General features: G+C 58.3%; 19 protein-coding genes. 10 read left to right on the forward strand and 9 right to left on the reverse strand.

Going from position 1 to position 19182, the window contains the following annotated elements; genetic code table 11:
* Window positions 1-10: 10 nt before the first annotated feature.
* Window positions 11-1195, reverse strand: coding sequence for a penicillin-binding protein activator (locus N4A58_RS19115; RefSeq protein WP_293712726.1), 1185 nt, complete (start codon window positions 1193-1195; stop codon window positions 11-13).
* A gap of 69 nt (window positions 1196-1264) precedes the next feature.
* On the opposite strand from N4A58_RS19115, the gene rsmI reads away from it, so the two are divergent.
* Genes rsmI through gshB form a run of 3 tightly spaced genes read left to right on the forward strand, consistent with a single transcriptional unit; the run spans window position 1265 to window position 3504 of the window.
* Window positions 1265-2140: a 16S rRNA (cytidine(1402)-2'-O)-methyltransferase gene (gene rsmI / locus N4A58_RS19120; protein WP_293712728.1), complete on the forward strand. Its 876-nt coding sequence runs from the start codon at window positions 1265-1267 to the stop codon at window positions 2138-2140.
* A complete protein-coding gene (locus N4A58_RS19125; RefSeq protein ID WP_293712730.1) occupies window positions 2137-2493 on the forward strand; it encodes a YraN family protein in 357 nt (118 codons plus the stop codon). The genes rsmI and N4A58_RS19125 overlap by 4 nt, the downstream gene beginning before the upstream one ends.
* Window positions 2494-2553: 60 nt before the next feature.
* Window positions 2554-3504: a glutathione synthase gene (gshB, locus tag N4A58_RS19130; protein WP_293712732.1), complete on the forward strand. Its 951-nt coding sequence runs from the start codon at window positions 2554-2556 to the stop codon at window positions 3502-3504.
* Here gshB and N4A58_RS19135 read toward each other — a convergent pair.
* From N4A58_RS19135 to cobU, 3 genes are read right to left on the reverse strand one after another with little or no spacing between them, the layout of a single operon-like run.
* Window positions 3501-5018 carry a YifB family Mg chelatase-like AAA ATPase gene (locus N4A58_RS19135; protein ID WP_293712733.1) on the reverse strand — a complete coding sequence of 506 codons (1518 nt, stop codon included), beginning with the start codon at window positions 5016-5018 and terminating at the stop codon, window positions 3501-3503. The two genes, gshB and N4A58_RS19135, sit on opposite strands and share 4 nt — an antisense overlap.
* A gap of 57 nt (window positions 5019-5075) precedes the next feature.
* Window positions 5076-5648, reverse strand: a complete 573-nt coding sequence (locus tag N4A58_RS19140; RefSeq protein ID WP_293712734.1) for a histidine phosphatase family protein — start codon at window positions 5646-5648, stop codon at window positions 5076-5078.
* On the reverse strand, window positions 5645-6169 hold the full coding sequence (gene cobU, locus N4A58_RS19145) for a bifunctional adenosylcobinamide kinase/adenosylcobinamide-phosphate guanylyltransferase (RefSeq protein WP_293712736.1): 525 nt from the start codon (window positions 6167-6169) through the stop codon (window positions 5645-5647). The genes N4A58_RS19140 and cobU overlap by 4 nt, the downstream gene beginning before the upstream one ends.
* A gap of 102 nt (window positions 6170-6271) precedes the next feature.
* Here cobU and N4A58_RS19150 point away from each other — a divergent pair, with 102 nt between their 5' ends.
* Genes N4A58_RS19150 through coaBC form a run of 3 tightly spaced genes read left to right on the forward strand, consistent with a single transcriptional unit; the run spans window position 6272 to window position 9218 of the window.
* The gene (locus N4A58_RS19150; RefSeq protein ID WP_293712738.1) at window positions 6272-7150 is read left to right on the forward strand and encodes an RNA polymerase factor sigma-32; all 879 of its coding nucleotides are present in this window, start codon (window positions 6272-6274) and stop codon (window positions 7148-7150) included.
* Between the two features lie 26 nt (window positions 7151-7176).
* Window positions 7177-7965, forward strand: a complete 789-nt coding sequence (locus tag N4A58_RS19155) for a ChaN family lipoprotein (RefSeq protein WP_293712740.1) — start codon at window positions 7177-7179, stop codon at window positions 7963-7965.
* Between the two features lie 56 nt (window positions 7966-8021).
* Window positions 8022-9218: a bifunctional phosphopantothenoylcysteine decarboxylase/phosphopantothenate--cysteine ligase CoaBC gene (coaBC, locus tag N4A58_RS19160; protein ID WP_293712742.1), complete on the forward strand. Its 1197-nt coding sequence runs from the start codon at window positions 8022-8024 to the stop codon at window positions 9216-9218.
* 3 nt (window positions 9219-9221) lie between these two features.
* Here coaBC and N4A58_RS19165 read toward each other — a convergent pair whose 3' ends face one another.
* A complete protein-coding gene (locus tag N4A58_RS19165; RefSeq protein ID WP_293712744.1) occupies window positions 9222-9680 on the reverse strand; it encodes a response regulator in 459 nt (152 codons plus the stop codon).
* Window positions 9681-10116: 436 nt separating this feature from the next.
* Between N4A58_RS19165 and N4A58_RS19170 the strand changes: the two genes are divergently transcribed.
* Window positions 10117-10536 carry a response regulator gene (locus tag N4A58_RS19170; protein ID WP_293712746.1) on the forward strand — a complete coding sequence of 140 codons (420 nt, stop codon included), beginning with the start codon at window positions 10117-10119 and terminating at the stop codon, window positions 10534-10536.
* Between the two features lie 18 nt (window positions 10537-10554).
* On the opposite strand, the gene N4A58_RS19175 is transcribed toward N4A58_RS19170, so the two are convergent.
* A complete protein-coding gene (locus N4A58_RS19175) occupies window positions 10555-11433 on the reverse strand; it encodes a LysR family transcriptional regulator (protein ID WP_072707776.1) in 879 nt (292 codons plus the stop codon).
* Window positions 11434-11708: 275 nt separating this feature from the next.
* Between N4A58_RS19175 and dut the strand changes: the two genes are divergently transcribed.
* Genes dut through N4A58_RS19190 form a run of 3 tightly spaced genes read left to right on the forward strand, consistent with a single transcriptional unit; the run spans window position 11709 to window position 15266 of the window.
* Window positions 11709-12191 carry a dUTP diphosphatase gene (gene dut / locus N4A58_RS19180; protein ID WP_293712749.1) on the forward strand — a complete coding sequence of 161 codons (483 nt, stop codon included), beginning with the start codon at window positions 11709-11711 and terminating at the stop codon, window positions 12189-12191.
* Between the two features lie 9 nt (window positions 12192-12200).
* Complete coding sequence (locus N4A58_RS19185; RefSeq protein WP_293712751.1) at window positions 12201-13253, forward strand: HesA/MoeB/ThiF family protein; 1053 nt, start codon at window positions 12201-12203, stop codon at window positions 13251-13253.
* A gap of 3 nt (window positions 13254-13256) precedes the next feature.
* Window positions 13257-15266, forward strand: coding sequence for a M3 family metallopeptidase (locus N4A58_RS19190; protein WP_293712753.1), 2010 nt, complete (start codon window positions 13257-13259; stop codon window positions 15264-15266).
* Window positions 15267-15329: 63 nt separating this feature from the next.
* Here N4A58_RS19190 and N4A58_RS19195 read toward each other — a convergent pair whose 3' ends face one another.
* The 3 genes from N4A58_RS19195 to N4A58_RS19205 all read right to left on the reverse strand — a co-directional run bounded on the left by N4A58_RS19195 (window position 15330) and on the right by N4A58_RS19205 (window position 19158).
* Window positions 15330-16826 (reverse strand): phosphomannomutase/phosphoglucomutase, encoded by a 1497-nt coding sequence (locus N4A58_RS19195; RefSeq protein WP_293712755.1) that lies wholly within the window; start codon window positions 16824-16826, stop codon window positions 15330-15332.
* A 102-nt stretch (window positions 16827-16928) separates the two neighbouring features.
* Window positions 16929-18521: a capsule biosynthesis protein gene (locus N4A58_RS19200; RefSeq protein ID WP_293712757.1), complete on the reverse strand. Its 1593-nt coding sequence runs from the start codon at window positions 18519-18521 to the stop codon at window positions 16929-16931.
* Entirely contained in the window at window positions 18499-19158 is a 660-nt protein-coding gene (locus N4A58_RS19205) for an ABC transporter ATP-binding protein (protein WP_072707764.1), read from the reverse strand. The genes N4A58_RS19200 and N4A58_RS19205 overlap by 23 nt, the downstream gene beginning before the upstream one ends.
* Window positions 19159-19182: the final 24 nt, after the last annotated feature.

Here is a 19182-nt window from a genome sequence, read left to right on the forward strand (position 1 = left end):
CGGTGTCGGATCAGAACCCGACACCGCTGAAGCTGCGCGGTGCGCCGTCAATTACGACCACCTGCTTATCGCGGATTGTTGCAACAGCAAGGCCACGATCGTTAGTTCCATCCGAATTCAGGCGGAAAATGCCCGTAACGCCTTCGAAACCCTGCGATTGGGTCAGGCTCTGACGGCTGAGCGCGTTCTGGCGGCCAGATGCCATCAAAGCGCCGATGGCCGCGATCCCGTCATAGGCCAGACCGGCGATCGAATGCGCCGAGGTGCCGTAGGCCCCTTGGTAGCGGGCGTTGAACTGCGCGGTACGCCCTGGATCAGGCAGCGCGAACCAGGCGCTCTGCACGCCTGGCAGCTCGAGTGTCTGGGGCGGGATATCGAGGCGGGTCAGGCTGATGTACTGGTGCTCTTCGGGGTTGATGCCATTCTCTGGCATCAGCTGAGTCAGGAGCGGCAGCGCACCGTCGGTGGTCGACGTCAGAAAGACGCTATCTGCTGCCAGCGCTGCAGACTTGATCTGCGGCATCGCATCAATGATTCCTTGCTGAGAGAAGGGGTGTACGACGCTGCCTGTTACCGTCACACCTGCACGGCTAGCGGCTCCATTCACGGCGTGTTGCGCCAATTGTCCCGCCAGATTGTCCGCGTAGATGCCTGCGACAGACTGTTTGCCTTGGGACTTGGCGTAGTTCATCAAGCGCATGGCCGATGTTTCAAAGAGCGGGCCAAGGACGAACACGTTGTTGCCCGCGATCGTGCGGTTGTTAGAGAAGGCGAGCACATTCACGCCGCGCTGTGCAGCGACAACGCCTGCGGCATTCGCGGCATCGGCGTAGACCGGCCCGAGGATAATATCTGCACCATCATTGATCGCTGTGCTGGCCGCAGTCGTCGCGCCTGCTGCGCTGCCGGCTGTCCCGTACACGGTCATGTCAATCTTCGCACCATTCAGGTCTGCGATCGCCAAGCGTGCAGCGTTTTCGAGCGCCGTCGCCAGAACCTCGTCGCCGGCCTGTCCGGTGCCGCGGGGCACCAGTAGCGCCACCTTGACCGTTTCACCCGATCCGGTGCGCGGTCCCGATCCGCCAGCTGACCGAGGGCCTACCGGCTCGCACGCGGCCAGCGCCAGAGCTGCTGCCGGAATGGCGGCCCATTTCGCGGCTTTAAAGGCTCGCGCTAAAAACTTGATGATTGCCACTTCGGTTTCCCCCTGACACACAATGACCACAGAGCAGGTTGCTGAGGCGGATCATAGAGGACAAGGGGCATGGGTCCAGTGGGTATTCAAAAAATCGGAAAACTCTCTTCAGGGTTGTATTTTGTAGCAACCCCGATCGGGAGTGCGCGGGATATCACATTGCGGGCACTAGATGTTTTGGCTTCGGCGGACGTGCTGGCAGCCGAAGACACGCGGACCCTGCGTCACTTGATGGAGATCCACGGGATTGCTATCGGGGACCGCCAAATTGTGGCCTATCACGATCATAATGGGCCGCAGGCGCGGCCTCGGTTGATGGATGCCTTGGCTGCCGGAAAATCTGTAGCCTACGCCTCTGAGGCGGGCACGCCGCTGGTGGCTGATCCAGGGTTTCAGTTATCGAAGGATGCCATTGCGGCCGGGCATCCGGTGCTTGCCGCGCCGGGCGCTTCGGCTGTTTTGACGGCATTGACTATTGCCGGGCTGCCTACCGACAGGTTTCTGTTTGCTGGTTTCCTGCCAAACTCCAAGTCCCAAAGGAAATCGGCGCTCGTCGAACTTGGCCAAATTCCGGCAACACTTGTTTTCTACGAATCCCCAAAGCGGATCTCGGCCATGGTCGCGGATGCAGCCGAAACGCTGGGCGGTGATCGCGAGGTTGCGATCTGTCGGGAGCTGACGAAGAAATTCGAAGAGGTCATACGCGGCTCGTTGAGTGAAGTTTCCGAAATTTTGTCCAATAGGCAGCTCAAAGGTGAAATTGTCGCGGTCATCGGGCGACAAACTTCAGAGGCTGTTAACCAAGAAACCATTGAGCAGCAGCTAAGGGACGCACTTTCGCGTATGTCTGTAAAAGACGCGAGTGATGCGATTGCCCAAGCGAACGCTCTTCCGCGCCGCAAGGTCTATCAAATGGCACTGAAAATCGGGAAGGACGCTGAATGAGTGGCAAGGTATCTTATCTCGCAGGTCATGCTGCCGAGGAAAGCGTGGCACTCAAATACCAATCAGAAGGCCATAAAATTCTGGCGCGTCGTTGGCGCGGTAAATCTGGCGAAATCGATATTGTGGCCGAGAACGCATCAGGCTTGGTTTTCATTGAGGTCAAGGCGTCGAAAACGCATGGTCGAGCGGCCGAAGCTTTGGGCTATCGACAGCAGCAACGGTTAATGCGTGCAGTGCAAGAATATGCGGCTATTCACATGGGGCGTCTGGACGTCGATATGCGTGTGGATGTCGCGCTGATGGACGGCTTTGGCGACATCCAAATTCTGGAAAATGCGCTGATGGCAGCTTGAGCCATTGCAGTAGCGCGGCACTGACGCCATGTATTCTCGCGACAGTGAAGGAGAAGCGCCATGGCACTCAAAGTTGCATTTCAGATGGACCCCATCGGTCCGGTCAATATCGAGGCGGACAGCACATTTCGTCTGGCAGAAGAGGCTTTGGCGCGCGGCCACGAGATATTTTATTATCTGCCAGACCAGATGTTTTATCGCGAAGGCGAGGTTTACGCCGAGGTGTCACCCCTGACGGTGCGGCGTGTTAAAGGTGACCATTTTGAGCTAGGCGAAGCGGTTGTGCGTCCGTTGACCGATATGGACGTTGTATGGCTCCGTCAGGATCCGCCGTTTGACATGCACTACATCACGACGACGCATCTGCTTGACCGCATTAGTGACAAGACTTTGGTCGTGAACGATCCGTTTTGGGTGCGGAACTGCCCAGAAAAACTGATGGTGCTCGATTTCCCTGATCTCACGCCGCCAACCGCAATTGCCCGTAACCTAGCAACTTTGAAAGCGTTCAAAGAGGACCATGGGGACATCATCGTGAAACCGCTTTACGGCAATGGTGGTGCGGGCGTTTTCAAGCTGACCAAGGACGATCGAAACCTTTCGTCGTTGTTCGAGACCTTCACGGGGTTCTCGCGTGAACCGCTCATCGCACAGAAATTTCTGCCTGCCGTGTCTGCAGGAGACAAGCGCGTGATCTTGGTTGATGGCGAGCCGGTCGGCGCCATTAACCGTGTTCCTGCAGCAGGCGAGACGCGGAGCAACATGCACGTGGGAGGCAAGCCCGAGAAGGTTGCTTTGACAGAGCGCGATTCGGAAATCTGCGCCAAGATTGGACCCACCTTGAAAGAAAAGGGCCTGATTTTTGTTGGTATCGATGTGATCGGCGACTGGCTGACCGAGATCAACGTGACCTCGCCCACCGGTATTCAAGAGCTCGAGCGCTTTGATGGCATCAACGTCGCCGGAAAGATTTGGGAAGTGATCGAAGGCAAGCGCGCGGCTCAAACCTAAGACATCTCTCGCGTCAGGCTGAGGCGGTAGCTCACCGCCTCAGCGATGTGCGGTCGGCGGACGCAATCGCTATGGTCTAGGTCAGCGATCGTCCGCGCCACACGTAACACGCGATGGTAACCTCTGGCGCTGAGCCCCATCTTTTCGGCGAAGCGGTGCAAGAGGTCACGTCCCTCGGCGTCCGGAGTTGCACACTGTGCGAGGATTTCGCCGCTACATTCTGCATTGGTTCTGACGGTCCCTTGGTTTTCGTATCGCACTGTTTGTACGGCACGGACGGCCGCAACTCGTTCAGCAATAGTTGCGCTCGTATCGCCCGTGGCGGGGAGGTCGAGGTCCTGATACCCAACTGGTGGCACTTCGAGCCGCATGTCGAAGCGGTCCATCAAAGGGCCGCTCACTTTGCCAAGATAGTCTTGCCCACACTTCGGCACACGGGCGCAGGCCTGCTCTGGATCCGTTAGATAGCCGCAGCGACACGGATTGGCAGCGGCCACAAGCATGAAGCGGCAGGGGTAGCTCACATGCGCATTCGCGCGAGACACCATGATGTGCCCCGTTTCGATCGGCTGCCGAAGGGTTTCCAGCACATTGCGGGGAAACTCAGGCAGTTCATCCAAAAAAAGCACCCCGTTATGGGCAAGGCTCATCTGCCCGGGTTTTGCGCCTTTGCCACCGCCAGCGATCGCAGCCATCGAGGCCGTGTGATGAGGCGTTTGGAAAGGGCGTTCTCGCGAGATGCCGCCTTCTTTGATCTGCCCAGCAACGGAGTGGATCATGCTGGTTTCCAAAGCTTCCGATGGTGTCATCGGCGGCAGAATTCCGGGTAATCGCTCTGCCAGCATAGATTTGCCTGAGCCCGGCGTGCCGACAAGAAACAGGTGATGCCCGCCCGCTGCAGCGATTTCTAGGGCGCGTTTTGCGCGCTCTTGGCCACGCACGTCCCGCAAGCATTTGTGCTGTGCGGATTGTATCACTTCGCCTGCGCGAGAGGGTTCAATGGGGGCCTGGCCGCTGAAGTGGCGCAAGATCGCGGCCACGTCCTTTGCCGCGATCACGGGGCAATCGCCGACCCAAGCGGCTTCGGGGCCAGAAGCAGCGGCACAAAGCAGCGTACGACCCTCTTCGGCTGCGGTCATCGCTGCGGGCAGGGCGCCCGACACCTCGACGATGCGTCCGTCCAACGACAGCTCACCCAAAGAAACAATGCCTTCTGCCGTGTCTGGGGGGATCGCGTCAATCGCGGCAAGCAGCGCAATCGCGATGGGTAAATCAAAGTGCGATCCCTCTTTGGGCAGGTCGGCAGGTGAGAGGTTGATCGTGATTTTTTTGGAGGGGAGGGCGATGGCCAGCGTTTCCAGTGTCGCGCGAACGCGCTCTTTGGCCTCGGACACGGCTTTGTCGGGCAATCCCACGACGGAAAAGGCGGGCAGACCGGCCGCGAGTGTGCATTGAACCTCGACTTGACGGGCGGTGACGCCCTCGAATGCGACTGTGTATGTTTTGGTAACCAAGTGAACGCCCCTCGTCCCGATTGGGATAGCGCGCCCATGGTTGCCAGATTGTTAATGTCAGGGGAGTTGATTGAGACCCTCGAGCGCGAGCCTGCCCTGTGACAGGTCGAACGTGGTTAGAGACAAGGGGTCAATCTGGTGCCCAAGGGCTGCGTAGGCGCCAATACCTTTGGCGCGCTGCACAAGTGACAGGATGGGCCCCATGTGCGCGACGATAACCAGTGCTGGATGCTGTGAGGACAGCTCTAGCACCGTTTTCCAAACGCGGGTCGATAGGGCATTCCAGCTTTCTCCGTTCGGCGGGGCCGTGTCGCCTGGCTGCTCGTAGTATTGGCGTAAAGCGGAGCCATATGCTGCATCCACGTCCTGCCATGTCCGGTCTTCCCAATCCCCCATGTGGATCTCTCTGAGTTCGTGGCGATGGGGCAAGCGTTCTCGGTCCGCCGCAATCGCATCACCAGTGAATCGGGCGCGAAGCAGGTCTGAAGAGACCACGACGGCACCTTCGGGCAGCGCATTTGACAGACGCGTCAGGGCGGCTGTGTCTGATAGATCTGCGGGCACATCCGTCCAGCCAATCAAGCGTTTAACATGGGTTGGACCATGACGAACGAGGTAGAGCCGGCTCATGGGAGGTCCCCTTTCAACGCCAGCGGTAGGCCCGCCATCACGGTCACAACTAAATCTGCGCGGGCGGCTAAGTCGCGATTAAGGCGGCCCTGAGCCTCTCTGAATTGGCGGGCGAGGGCATTTTCGGGTACGATCCCCGCGCCAACTTCATTTGTTACGATCACCACACGGCCCGGCGCAATGGCCAATCCTGCGAAAAGCCTGTCTTTGGCGGCTGGCAAATCGCTCTGGCCAAGCAGGTGGTTCGTGAGCCACATCGTGGCACAATCTAACAGAGCAATCTCGTCCACCGCCATTGTGTCTAGACATTCTTCGGGCGCGAGCGGAGCTTCGACCGTCCGCCAGCCATCCTCTGCGCGGGCCCTTTGGTGTGCAGTGATCTTGGCGCGCATTTCGTCATCCCATGCCTGCGCTGTAGCAATATAAAGTCGCCGCCCCGAGCTCTGGCGCACAATGCTTTCGGCATAGTCGGATTTACCGGAAGCGGCCCCGCCTAAAACCACGGTGAGATGTGGCAACATTTTTTTGCTCCTAATTGTGAACCAAAGTGGGGGCCTGTGCGTAGGTTATGCAGAAACCGAATTTAGGAACGCGTCAAGCGTACCATCGCACAGGGGGTGAAGATGGCAGTATTGGATAGCCAGAGTGATCTTTCTCTTTCGCGCACCGCAATGAAGGCCGAGTTGCTGGACGCGGAAACGGAATTGGCCCTAGCCTACGCTTGGCGTGATCACCGAGACGAGGCAGCACTACACCGACTGATTACCGCATACATGCGCCTTGCGATTTCGATGGCGGCAAAATTCAAACGCTATGGCGCACCGATGAACGACCTGATCCAAGAGGCAGGTCTGGGCCTGATGAAGGCCGCTGACAAATTTGATCCTGACCGCGGTGTACGTTTTTCGACCTACGCGGTTTGGTGGATCAAAGCGTCCATCCAAGATTATGTGATGCGCAATTGGTCCATGGTTCGGACTGGGTCAACCAGCAGTCAGAAATCCCTGTTCTTTAACATGCGCCGTGTGCAAGCCCGTTTGGAACGCGAGGCTGCGTCGCGGGGCGAACATTTGGACCGCGCACAGTTGCACCAGCTGATTTCGACCGAGGTTGGCGTGCCTTTGGCGGATGTCCAGATGATGGAAGGGCGTCTGTCTGGAAATGATTTCTCCCTGAATGCCTCGCAGAGTACCGAGGACGAAGGTCGCGAGTGGATCGACACGATCGAGGATGACAACGCGCAATCATCCATGATGGTCGAAAACCAGCACGACACTGACCGTCTGCGCGATTGGCTGGTCGAGGCAATGGGCGCGCTAAACGAGCGCGAGCGGTTCATTATCCGCGAGCGCAAACTGCGTGACGACGCGCGGACACTGGAAAGCCTTGGCAATGAACTTGGTTTGTCTAAAGAGCGCGTGCGTCAGCTTGAGGCAGCAGCCTATGTCAAAATGCGCAAGACGCTTGAAGGTGGCCGGAAAGAGGTGCATGCCTTCTTGTGATGAGGCTGTATTCACTGATCATATTTGTGACTGCATTCGCGGCTTCGGCCGACGCAGAGCAAATAACCCAGACAGACCTGCGTCATCTGCCCGATGCGCAGGTCTACGTTTTGGGTGAGTTTCACGACTCCGCCATCCAGCATCAGAACCAAGCCACAGCTGTCGAAGCATTGGCGCCAAAGGCGCTGGTGTTTGAAATGCTCTCGCCCGAGCGAATCGAAAAGATCACTCCCGCAGATCGATTGGATCAAACACTTTTCGATACAGCCACGAGCTGGTCGTCCAGCGGCTGGCCCGACCTGTCGTTATACTGGCCGATTTTCGAGGCTGCGCCGACCGCGCCAATCTATGGTGCGTGGGTGCAGCGGGATGCTGTGCGCGAGGCCTTTTCCAAGGGTGCGGCAGAGGTATTTGGCCCCGAGGCCATGCGCTACGGTCTTACATCGCCTCTGCCAGAGGACGAACAGTCAGAGCGAGAGCAACTGCAATTCGAAGCTCATTGCGGCGCGATGCCCTTAGAAATGATGGGCGGGATGGTGGCGTCCCAAAGATTGCGGGACGCGCAGCTGGCAAAGGTTACGCTGGACGCACTGCAAAAGCATGGCGCACCGGTCGCGGTCATTACAGGCAATGGCCATGCCCGCACCGATTGGGGCATGCCGGTCTACGTGAAACGCGCCGCGCCAGAAGTGGATGTGCTGTCCATTGGACAACTGGAAAGCGCGCCAGAAGGTCAGCCGCCCTACGATCTCTGGCTCGTGACCGCTCCGACCGATCGCGGCGATCCTTGCGAAGGTTTTGGCCAGACCCAGTGATTGCGCTTTGCGCGCGGGCAGCTTACCTCTGTGGCCAGAGCCAAGAGGAGGGCGCCATGCTGGCCGGAAAACGCATTCTGCTGATCATCGCCGGAGGAATTGCGGCCTACAAGACGCTCGAACTCATTCGGTTGCTCAAGGGGCAGGGCGCTGCTGTGACGCCTGTGATGACGCGCTCTGCGGCAGAGTTCGTGACGCCGTTGTCGGTATCTGCGCTGGCCGGGGAGAAGGTTTACACCGACCTGTTTGACCTGACCGAAGAGGCAGAGATGGGGCATATCCAGCTCAGCCGCGTTGCTGACTTGGTTGTTGTCGCCCCCGCAACCGCTGATTTGATGGCCAAGATGGCGGGCGGTCATGCGGATGACATGGCGACCACACTGCTGATGGCGACGGACACGCCCGTGATGATCGCTCCGGCGATGAATGTCCGGATGTGGGATCACCCAGCGACCCAGCGCAATCTTAAAGCCTTGGTTGCCGACGGCGTGCGCGTTGTTGGCCCGAACGTAGGTGATATGGCGTGCGGAGAGCATGGGCCGGGGCGGATGTCTGAGCCTGCAGAAATTTTGGACGCTGTCCGCAGCGCCCTGAGCGCAGGGCCCTTGGCTGGCAAGCATATCCTTGTGACGTCCGGGCCGACCCATGAACCGATTGATCCGGTGCGCTACATCGCGAACCGGTCCTCCGGTGCGCAGGGCACTGCCTTGGCCACAGCGTTAATGGACTTGGGCGCTCAAGTGACCTTTGTCACGGGACCGGCGAGTGTCGGGCCGCCAGTCGGGGCGAATGTCGTCCCTGTCGAAACCGCTGCAGAGATGTTGGCTGCAGTCGAAGCCGCGTTGCCCGTAGACGCTGCGGTATTCGCAGCTGCGGTCGCAGATTGGCGCGTCGCCAGCGCCTCTGGCAAGAAGATCAAGAAGCAGGATGGCGCTTTGCCGGTTCTGGAATTCGCAGAAAACCCCGATATACTGGCGCGGATATCTCAGATGGGGGCAGGGCGGCCCCGTCTGGTCGTCGGCTTTGCAGCTGAGACTCACGATGTGATTGAAAATGCGACCGCAAAACGGCTGCGCAAAGGCTGTGATTGGATTGTGGCGAATGATGTGCGTCCTGAGACCGGCATTATGGGCGGTTCGGAAAACAAAGTCACAGTCGTGACTGAGGAGGGCGCCATGAATTGGCCTCGAATGACCAAGGCAGAGGTGTCGGTTCAGCTAGCCGCAGAAATCGCAGATACGCTGACGCGATAGACTTTACGGAAAAATCACCACATCGCCGTAGGAGGACAGCATTTTGGTCGCGGCAGAGAAGCCTTCGGCGATGTTGCCCTTCTGAATGTAGCCTGAAATGCCAGAAGCATAGGCGCGCTTTACATCCCGATCGTCGTCCGACGTCGATAGGACGAACACAACTTTGTCCTGCAGTTTCTCGTCTTTGCGCATTTCGTCCAGCATCTCGAAACCGTCCATGACGGGCATGTTGAGATCCAGAAGCACTATATACGGTTCTTGCAACGACACGTCCGGCTTTTCGCCACGCATGATTTTGAGAGCCTCTAGGCCATTGTTGGCGAAGACCAGTGGGTGCGCCAGATCAGCCCGTTTGAAAGAGCGTTTCACGATCTCCTGATCGACGACATCATCTTCTACCACCAGCAGGGTTACCGTCTCTTTCCCAGACGGAGACCTGTCATCGGCATTGATCGCAGTCATTACTGGTTCTCCACAGCGCCTCCGGCTCCCCCCGAAGGATCGTCTAAACGTCGCGCCACCTCGCCCTAAATTTCCCCACAAAAAGCTGGGCCTTGTAGTTGAGCGTCCGAGGCGTAGCTACTTTAGCATGCTGACCAGTTTATCGCGAAAACAGAATGTGCATCAACATGCAGGCCTGAGCGATTTGTAAGACATGGCTTTGCAGTAAAGCAAGGATATCCTGCCTTTCTTCTTGACCTCAGGTCACTAAATTGATCGTGGGACGTAAATCCTTTGCTTATCATCTTTTTTCTGTGCCACTATGTCTGTGTGAGGTGCAGATAAATGCTCATGCGCCGCTAACAAAATTGTTTGGTTTTCCGGTCCCCAGTTCTAGTTTGCAAAATATCGCCGCCTATTCGGTGCGCTGAAATACGCCAATAGAGGGAAAAGTCGGATGCGCGTAGCACTCATCGAAGATGATGACCTGCATGCAGAAGTTGTGGGGCGGTGGATGGCCCGCGAATCACGAGTGGTGTTCAAGCGCTTTCATTCCGCGACCGAGTTTTTGGATTCTCTGACATCGAATGACTCTGATTTGCCCGATGTCGTCTTTGTCGATTACCATTTGGGAGAGTCTACGGGCGCAGAGTTCGTGACCAATATTCGCGGTATGACAGACGCCCGCTCCGACATTGGGATCGTTCTTTTCTCTGGCGTAGATATTGTAGAGTTTTCCGAGATCCTCGAGGGTCTGGATGTCGACGGTTTCCTGCTCAAAGATGATCTGTCGCGCGAGCGACTGACGATGGTGGCTGGGTTGGCTGTCCAATCTTCGCGCCGGCGTCAGGAACTGTCCGAGCTCAAGGGGCGCTAGGCCCCTTGTGGCAACGGCTCAGGCGTTAAGCGACTGTTCCCCGAATTTTGTCGTCTTGGCCGGGATAGCCAGAGCTTCTTGCGGGGCTTTGAAAGCCTCCGTGATCCAATCCAGAGCAATATGGATAATCTTGTCCTGCTTGCGCGTGGCATGGAAATACGCCCAAACGGGATGCTCTTTCTTTGGAAACTGCGGCAGGAAGCGCAGCCCGCGCTGGCGGATTGCATAGTCCTCGACCAAAGCCGCTGCGAAAGGCGCGCGCTGGATCACGTCGGCGCACAGGAGCCCGTCGTTTAGCATCATGTGCTCTTGACCCATCTCTTCTTGCAGGCTCGCGTGATGCTCTTCCAATGACAAAATGCTTTCCAATCGAATCCACGATTGCAACTTGTCCTGAAAGGCTGATCCGCACCAAACGGCAGAACGCAGGGTGCCGACACGCTTCTGGATTAAATTGCCTTCTTCCAAGGGGATCGTGGTGAGGAAGATATCGGTTTCGCCGAAGCCAAGGCTGGCGGACCCGAAGCGCAGTTTGAATGTGATGCTCGGGACCGTTTCAAACAGGTTCGATACCGAGTTCATCAACCGAGATTGGCGAATCATCTCATCATAATTGATCCGGACCTCTTTTGGGCCCGTTTCAGCGTCACCTTCAAGCTGTATCCTAGATAGCTCGGCATCCGTGATTTCAGCCAAGGATGCGAGGTTTTCGGCGTAGGGCGTAGGCTTCCACTTCTGACCGTCTTTAACAAACAGCTGCAGGCCGAGTTCGTCTGATAGACCATGGATGCGCCGCGAAACCGTCGCGACATTGGTCTTCAGGGCTTGCGCCGCACCAGACATGGTGCCGTACCGCTTAAGAGCGAGGCAGTATTTGAGGTCATCCCAGTTGTGCATGAGGTCCGATCATTTCTCGCGGAGCTTCGTTATTTTGGTAAGCCGGACACAGAGCACCGCTTGCCTGCGTCGAAAACAAAACTCATCAAAAGTACACGTATGGTATGTCTTAGGTTAGTTCAGGCGCAGGTGCTCTGTAAACATTCTTGGTTTCTAATTTAAAAACACTCTTGGAGCCGGCGGCTTTCACGGCAATCCTGCTTCTTCATCGACTTGCATCCTGTCGCCCTTGGGGCCTTAGATAGCGCAACATGTTTCGCACCCAAGGAGAGCCCATGAGCAGCCCGTCTTTCACCCCCGAAATCGAGGTCAAAGTACTGGATGCGCGGTTAAATGAATGGGGATTGCCCACATACCAAAGCGACATGGCCGCCGCGATCGACCTACACGCATGTATAGGTTCTTCGATGGACATTGCTCCGCAGGAAAAGGCCGTTTTGATACCCTCTGGCCTAGCGCTGTATATGAACAATCCGCATGTGGCGGCGGTGATCTTGCCGCGCTCCGGCATGGGTCACAAGCATGGCTTGGTGCTGGGAAATGGGACTGGTCTGATTGACCCTGATTACACCGCGCAGATTTTCGTCAGCGTCTGGAACCGGAACCCCTCAGGCGATCCGATCACGATTAATCCTGGCGAGCGGATTGCGCAGATGATGTTCTTGCCAGTCATTCGCCCTAACTTGTCGGTGGTCGAGGAATTCTCGGGCGAGACGGCGCGGGGTGGCGGCGGTTTCGGCTCGACCGGATCGAAGTAAGGGGCTGACATGCTACTGTTTTTAGCGATGGCTGGCGCGCTCTGGGGGATCGGAGCGCTGATGAAGACTCCGAAATCTGCGCGCTGGGTGATGATCCTAATCCTCTATGTGGCTGTCTTGGGCGCCCATCTGGTCTTGCCTGACGGCGCGCCTCTGCGATTGTCGCTTGGCGGCAGTATTGAGCCTTGGCTGATCGTTGGCGCGCTGCTGGCTCTGGCGCTGGGTTACCGTTTCGGATTGCGCGCCATCCGCGCCAAGGTCGCCGAGAGAGATGCACCTGCAGTGGATGACACCCCGAAGCAGACGTTTGAACCTGTCGAGTTGGAGCGTTACGCCCGCCACATCGTCCTGCGCGAAATCGGCGGGCCAGGGCAAAAGGCGCTGAAGCAGTCCAAGGTGCTGGTCGTCGGGGCAGGGGGCCTGGGCAGTCCGGTGCTGCTATATTTGGCCGCCTCTGGCGTCGGCACCATCGGCGTCATAGACGAGGACGTGGTGGATAACGGCAACCTGCAGCGGCAGGTGATCCACGCAGATGCGGACATAGGTCGGCCCAAGGTGTTCAGCGCGCAGGACCACATGCTGGTCCTGAACCCCTTCCTGAACGTCAAACCCTACAACCGTCGCCTGACCGAAGAAGACGCCGAAGAACTGATCGGCGAATACGATCTGGTCCTCGACGGCACGGACAATTTCGAAACCCGTTATCTGGTCAACCGGATCTGCGTGAAGCTCGGTAAACCTTTGGTGTCCGGCGCTCTGACCCAGTGGGAAGGGCAACTCAGCCTCTTTGATCCGGCGAACGGGACCCCATGTTACCAGTGTATCTTCCCCGAGGCGCCCGCGCCCCATCTGGCTCCGCCCTGTGCGCTGGCCGGTGTGGCGGGGCCTCTGCCCGGGATTATCGGGACGATGATGGCGAATGAGGCTGTCAAAGCGATCACCGGCGCGGGCCAGACCCTGCGCGGACGCATGGTGATCCATGACGCTCTATACGCCGAGACCCGCAGCATTACCCTGCAGCCACGGGCCGATTGCCCCGTCTGCGGACAGCACAAGGATTGAACTATGACTGATGCATTGATGCAGCCTTGGGATGGCCCCTACGGTCTGCCCCGCTTCGAAGCCATTTCCGACGACGATTTCGCCCCTGCCTTCGCGGCCGCTCTGGCCGAGCACAAGGCCGAGATCGACGCCATTGCGGACAACCCCGAAGCGCCCACCTTTGCCAACACTGTGCTGGCGCTCGAAGGGTCGGGCTTTGCGCTCGATCGGGTTCTGTCGGTTTTTTACAACTTGGCGGGCAGCGACTCGAACGACGCGCGCCAAGCGCTGCAGCGGGATTTTGCGCCGCAATTGTCCGCCCACTACAGTGACATCAACAACAACCGTGCCCTGTTTGATCGTGTCGAAACCCTGTGGGCACAGCGCGACGAATTGGGTCTGGACGAGCAGGACGCGCGGCTTTTGTACCTGACCCGTCGTGGGTTTGTGCGGTCTGGTGCGGCGCTGACCGGCGAACAGGCAGACCGCATGCGCGAAGTGATGTCGCGTCTGTCGTCGTTGGGCACCCAGTTCACCCAGAACCTCCTAAAGGACGAAGCCAGCTGGCAAATGGAGCTGGCCGAGGATCAGCTGGAGGGTCTGCCGGATTTCCTGATTTCGGCCGCGCGCCGTGCGGGCAATGGCAAGCCGGTGATTACTCTGTCGCGGTCCTTGATTACGCCTTTCCTGCAGTTCTGCCCCGACCGCGCACTGCGAGAAAAGGCGTACAAGGCATGGGCCGCCCGCGGCGCAAATGGCGGCGAGACCGACAACCGTGGTATCGCGACCGAGACCCTGAAATTGCGCGAAGAGCGTGCCAAACTACTGGGCTACGACAACTTCGCCGCTTTCAAACTAGAGACCGAGATGGCTGGCTCGCCCGAACGGGTCGAGGAACTGCTGATGCAGGTCTGGACCCCGGCTAAGGCGCAGGCCGATGCAGATGCCGCCAAGCTGACCGAGATGATGCGCGAGGACGGCATCAACGGTGATCTGCAAGCGTGGGACTGGCGCTACTACTCCGAAAAGCGCCGCCAAGCCGAGCATGATCTCGATGAAGCCAAGCTGAAGCCCTATTTCCAGCTGGATAAGATGATCGAAGCAGCCTTTGACTGCTCAACACGCTTGTTCGGCCTGCAGTTCGAGCCTCTGGACGTCCCGCTCTACCACATCGACGCCCGCGCATGGCGCGTCACCCGCGATGGTCAGCACGTGGCAGTGTTCATCGGTGACTACTTCGCCCGTCCATCCAAGCGGTCCGGTGCATGGTGCAGCGCGTTCCAGTCCCAAGCTGGCTGGCCCGAGGCGCAGGCCCCGATCGTGGTGAACGTCTGCAACTTCGCACAGCCGGACGAAGGCCAGCCCGCGCTGCTTTCTTATGACGACGCGCGCACTCTGTTTCACGAATTCGGCCACGCCCTGCACCAGATGCTGTCGGATGTGCGCTATGGCTCAATGTCTGGCACGTCGGTCGCGCGGGATTTTGTGGAACTGCCGAGCCAGCTGTATGAGCACTGGCTGGAAGTGCCCGAAGTACTGGCGAAATTCGCGGTCCACGCGGAAACCGGAGAGCCGATGCCCCAAGCGATGGCGGATGCGGTTCTTGGCGCCGCGACCTATGATATGGGCTTCCAGACTGTGGAATATCTGGGTTCGGCTCTAGTCGATCTGGCCTTCCACCGCGGCGCTGCGCCCGAAGATGCGATGGAGAAACAGGCCGAGCTTTTGGCGGGTATCGACATGCCGCAAGCCATCGGGATGCGGCACGCGACGCCCCAGTTTGCTCATGTCTTCTCGGGCGACGGCTATTCCAGCGGCTACTACAGCTACATGTGGTCAGAGGTCATGGACGCTGACGCCTTCGATGCCTTCAAAGAGGCTGGCGGTGCGTTCGACGAAAAAACCGCCGACAGCCTGCAGTCCAACATCCTGTCTATGGGTGGATCGAAACCGGCCGAAGAGCTCTACACGGCGTTCCGTGGCCGGATGCCCGGTGTCGATGCTTTGCTGCGCGGACGTGGGCTGGTCGCCTGATCCGCTGAAACAAAAAAGCCCCCGCGATTTGCGGGGGCTTTCGTTTGTCCGAAGGAGCCGGACTTAGATTTTCTGGTCGTACTCGCCGACCGCAGGCTCGGTGCGGATCACGTCGTCGATCTCTTTGAAGATCGCGCGCAGTTCCTCGTCGCTCTCCGAGCTTTCGCAAACCACAACCAAGTTCGGGGTGTTCGACGAAGCGCGCACCAGACCCCAGCTGCCGTTTTCCAAAATGACGCGGGCGCCGTTCACGGTGACAACCTCTTTGACAGCTTTGCCGGCAAAGGTGTCGCCTGCATCTGCCTTGGCGACCAGCTTCTCGACGATGCGATCCAGCACGTCGTACTTTTCGGTATCGGCGCAGTAGGGCGACATCGTCGGGGTGGAGTAGGTCTTGGGCAGAGCCTTGCGCAGGTCCGACATAGACATGTCGGGGTTGCGGTCCATCAGTTTGCAGATCTCTACCGCGACGCGCATGCCGCAATCGTAGCCGCGACCCACAGGCTCGGCCAAGAAGTAGTGGCCCGACTTTTCAAAGCCTGCAAGCGCACCGATTTCCTTGACGCGGCGCTTCATGTGGCTATGACCGGTCTTCCAGTAGTCGGCCTTCACGCCGCGTTCCTGCAGTTCGGGGTCCGAGGCAAACAGGCCGGTGGATTTCACGTCCGCCACGAAGGTCGAATTGGGGTAAAGCTTCGACAGGTCGCGGGCCATGATGACGCCGACCTTGTCTGCGAAAATCTCTTCGCCTTCATCGTCGACAACGCCACAGCGGTCGCCGTCACCGTCGAAACCCAGCGCGATGTCTGCGCCCGACGCCTTCAGCGTGTCGGACATGTCGTGCAGCATTTCCATGGCTTCGGGGTTCGGGTTGTAGTTCGGGAAGGTGTAGTCCAGCTCGTTGTGCGAGGGTACAACTTCGACGCCAATGCGCTCCAGAATCTCGGGGGCCAGCGCCGATGCGGTTCCGTTGCCGGTCGCGCAGACGACTTTGAGAGGGCGAGACATTTTGAAGTCGCCGATCAGGTCTTGAATGTAGGCTTCTTTGACGCCCTCGATCAGTTCGTACGAACCGCCTTCGTGGGCTTCACCCAGACCACCCAGAACGATGTCGCGGAGCTCGCCCATCTCGTCGGGGCCGTGGGTCAGCGGGCGGTCAAAGCCCATCTTTACGCCGGTCCAGCCGTTGGGGTTGTGCGACGCGGTGACCATGGCCACAGCGGGGACGTCCAGATGGAACTGGCTGAAATAGGCCATGGGGGACAGGGCGGGGCCGATGTCCTTGACCTGAATCCCCGCCTGCATCAGGCCGAGGATCAGCGCGTTCTTGATGGCCAGAGAATAGTCGCGATAATCGTTGCCGACGGCGATCACGGGCTCAATGCCACGCTTGCGCATCTGGGTGCCAAGGCCCAGACCCAGAGCGGTCATACCAGGTAGGTTAATTTCCTCGGGGTATTTCCAGCGTGCATCGTATTCACGGAAGCCGGTGGGCTTGATCATCGGACGCAGCAGGAAGTCCCAAGTGTTGGGTGTTACGTCGGCAATCGGCTTGGTCATATTAGAAATCACTCTTTCTGTATTTTAAAAAACGGCAGGTACGCACACGTTACTCTCGCTAGTAATTAGCGCTCGGACCCAAACTGCAACACCCTTTTACCCTCAGCTTGTGACTTGTTCACGAAGGATCGACGCTGTGAGCGAAATCATGAGGTAAATTCCGGCAAAAATCAAAAAACTGACCACGGTATTCTCGAACGCCTTGGGGTAAGTTGCCTGATCGGGCACGACAGGCTCTACGCCGCGGGACAGATAGCGTGTCTGGCGGCTGGCTTCGATTTGGGCGGACTCCAGATTCTGTAGTGCGGATTGTAAGAGCAAGTCCCGAGTCGCGACGTCTGCTTGGGCCAGCGAGATCTTGGCAGAAATCGCAGCCAGAGAGTCCTCGCCCTGGGTCGCTTCGTTCATGCGAGTCTCAAGTTCGGCAATAGCCGCTTGCAGGCGGCGGATGTCCCCCTCGACGCCGTCGACGCGGCTTTGGTTGGGACGCGCGTTGTCTAGCAAAGCCTGCAGTTGAAGCTGCTTTTCCTGCAATTCGATCTGGCGCTGAGTGATTTGCTGACGCAATGCGCCAATCACACCTTCGGGGTCCACGATCGCGGCCTCTTGTTGCAGAGCCACGAGCGCTTCTTGGGCTTCGCGGCGCAGACGCTCGGCCTCGGCCAGCGATTTGCGCGACTCGCTCAGTTGGTCCTCTCGTTTGCGCAGCGTCTGGCTGTCGACTCGCTCTTCGGCGTAGCGGATCAGCGCGTCGGAAAAGGCTTTGCTGGCCTCGGGATCGACGGCGATGACTTCTAGGCCCATTACGCCTTCGGTCGGGTCATAGCCGATCAGAACCTTGCGTTTATAAAGCTTGTAGGCCTCTTCGTTGGTGGCGTCCTCATCAAGGCGAAGGATCGGATCGATCCAGTCCTGCTGGAAATGAGCCTTGAAGCCGAGTTCTTCATTCAAGCGTAGCATTGCCTCGCGGGATTGCAGGTAACGCTGGATTGCGACGGCCTCTTGGTTGGTGTTCATCTGTGACGGGAGCAGACCTCCTAGGCCGCCCGCACCGCTCGACTGGTCCGAGGTTTGAATGATGAAGTCCGAGGTGGTCGCATATTGCGGTGTTGCCTCGAAATAGAAGAACCAGCCGCAAATCGCGGTCGGCAAGAAAACAAAGAACAGCAGGCGTAGAGCAAGCAAGCCGGTTTTCTTGCGGCGGCGCTTGCTGATCTCGGCTTGGATGCGCCCGATTTCACGCGCGCGGCGTTCGGCTGGGCTTTCGCCATCGCTGACTTCGGTGCTGGGCAGGGTCTCCTGACGGCGCTCTGGCACGGTTTGCGGCAGCTTGGTCAGCTTGGTTTCTTCGGGGTCCGAGACGACTAGATCGAGCGACGCAGACCGCTGGAACGGGTCAATCCCACGCTTGCGCAGCTGGCGTACAGCGTCGAAATCGGAGGTGGCCGGAATATCATGTTTCTGGGCCAAACGGCGGGCCAGGCGCAGCTGGCGACCTGTTAGACCTTCTTTGCGGATGGCATCAATGTCGTTCTCAGAGTCGACTTCTGCACGCGAGGAAACAGCGCCAGCCATGGTCTGACGCTCTTCGGTTTCGGGCGTCTCTTCCAGAGCAGGGGGCTTCGGTGCGGCGACCGGTTTGGCAAGCGGCTCGCGGCTGATGCGGAATTTTCTAGCTTTTGGTTTCGTAGTCATACAGCTGCTTCGCTTCCTCAAGGCTGTCGAACATGTGCAGTTGCCCGTGCATCAGGACTGCAGCTTTGCGACAGTATTTTTCCAGCGTCTCCGGCTGGTGTGACACGATCACGATCGTCGTTGTGCGCAACCGTTCCCGCAAGAGGTCGGCCGCCTTTTTGTTAAATTCTACATCCGTTGTAGACGGCATCCCTTCGTCGATCAGGTAGATGTCGAAGTCCAAGGCCAGCATTAGGGCAAACGTAAATCTGGATTTCATGCCCGCCGAATATGTGCCGAGCGGCTGGTCGAAATATTCCTCGAGTCCACACAGCCAGCGACAGAACGCCTCGACGTAATCGGGATCCAGACCATAGAGACGCGCGATGTAGCGGGCGTTTTCCATCGCCGACAGCTTCGAGATGACGCCGCCCATGAACCCCAGCGGGAAAGAGATTTTGCACCCGCGGATTATCTCGCCTTCGTCGGGTTTTTCCAATCCCGCCATCATGTTAACGACCGTGGTCTTGCCCGTGCCGTTCGGCGCGAGGATGCCCATAGACTCTCCCAAATCGACACGAAAAGACGCGCGATCCAAGATCACTTTGTGCTGCGTTCCGGTCCAGAACGACTTGCTGACATTTCTGAATTCCAGCATGCCTTGCCTCGGTGCCATGTTTGG

It is taken from the genome of Donghicola sp., from assembly GCF_025210255.1.
Classification (GTDB): domain Bacteria; phylum Pseudomonadota; class Alphaproteobacteria; order Rhodobacterales; family Rhodobacteraceae; genus Donghicola; species Donghicola eburneus.

Bases quoted from the DNA above. Each gene is read 5' to 3' on its own strand.
- rsmI (WP_293712728.1), top strand. From the start codon at position 1,265: ATGGGTCCAGTGGGTATTCAAAAAATCGGAAAACTCTCTTCAGGGTTG.
- N4A58_RS19125 (WP_293712730.1), top strand. From the start codon at position 2,137: ATGAGTGGCAAGGTATCTTATCTCGCAGGTCATGCTGCCGAGGAAAGC.
- gshB (WP_293712732.1), top strand. From the start codon at position 2,554: ATGGCACTCAAAGTTGCATTTCAGATGGACCCCATCGGTCCGGTCAAT.
- N4A58_RS19140 (WP_293712734.1), bottom strand. From the start codon at position 5,648: ATGAGCCGGCTCTACCTCGTTCGTCATGGTCCAACCCATGTTAAACGC.
- cobU (WP_293712736.1), bottom strand. From the start codon at position 6,169: ATGTTGCCACATCTCACCGTGGTTTTAGGCGGGGCCGCTTCCGGTAAA.
- N4A58_RS19150 (WP_293712738.1), top strand. From the start codon at position 6,272: ATGGCAGTATTGGATAGCCAGAGTGATCTTTCTCTTTCGCGCACCGCA.
- coaBC (WP_293712742.1), top strand. From the start codon at position 8,022: ATGCTGGCCGGAAAACGCATTCTGCTGATCATCGCCGGAGGAATTGCG.
- N4A58_RS19165 (WP_293712744.1), bottom strand. From the start codon at position 9,680: ATGACTGCGATCAATGCCGATGACAGGTCTCCGTCTGGGAAAGAGACG.
- N4A58_RS19170 (WP_293712746.1), top strand. From the start codon at position 10,117: ATGCGCGTAGCACTCATCGAAGATGATGACCTGCATGCAGAAGTTGTG.
- N4A58_RS19175 (WP_072707776.1), bottom strand. From the start codon at position 11,433: ATGCACAACTGGGATGACCTCAAATACTGCCTCGCTCTTAAGCGGTAC.
- dut (WP_293712749.1), top strand. From the start codon at position 11,709: ATGAGCAGCCCGTCTTTCACCCCCGAAATCGAGGTCAAAGTACTGGAT.
- N4A58_RS19185 (WP_293712751.1), top strand. From the start codon at position 12,201: ATGCTACTGTTTTTAGCGATGGCTGGCGCGCTCTGGGGGATCGGAGCG.
- N4A58_RS19190 (WP_293712753.1), top strand. From the start codon at position 13,257: ATGACTGATGCATTGATGCAGCCTTGGGATGGCCCCTACGGTCTGCCC.
- N4A58_RS19195 (WP_293712755.1), bottom strand. From the start codon at position 16,826: ATGACCAAGCCGATTGCCGACGTAACACCCAACACTTGGGACTTCCTG.
- N4A58_RS19200 (WP_293712757.1), bottom strand. From the start codon at position 18,521: ATGACTACGAAACCAAAAGCTAGAAAATTCCGCATCAGCCGCGAGCCG.
- N4A58_RS19205 (WP_072707764.1), bottom strand. From the start codon at position 19,158: ATGCTGGAATTCAGAAATGTCAGCAAGTCGTTCTGGACCGGAACGCAG.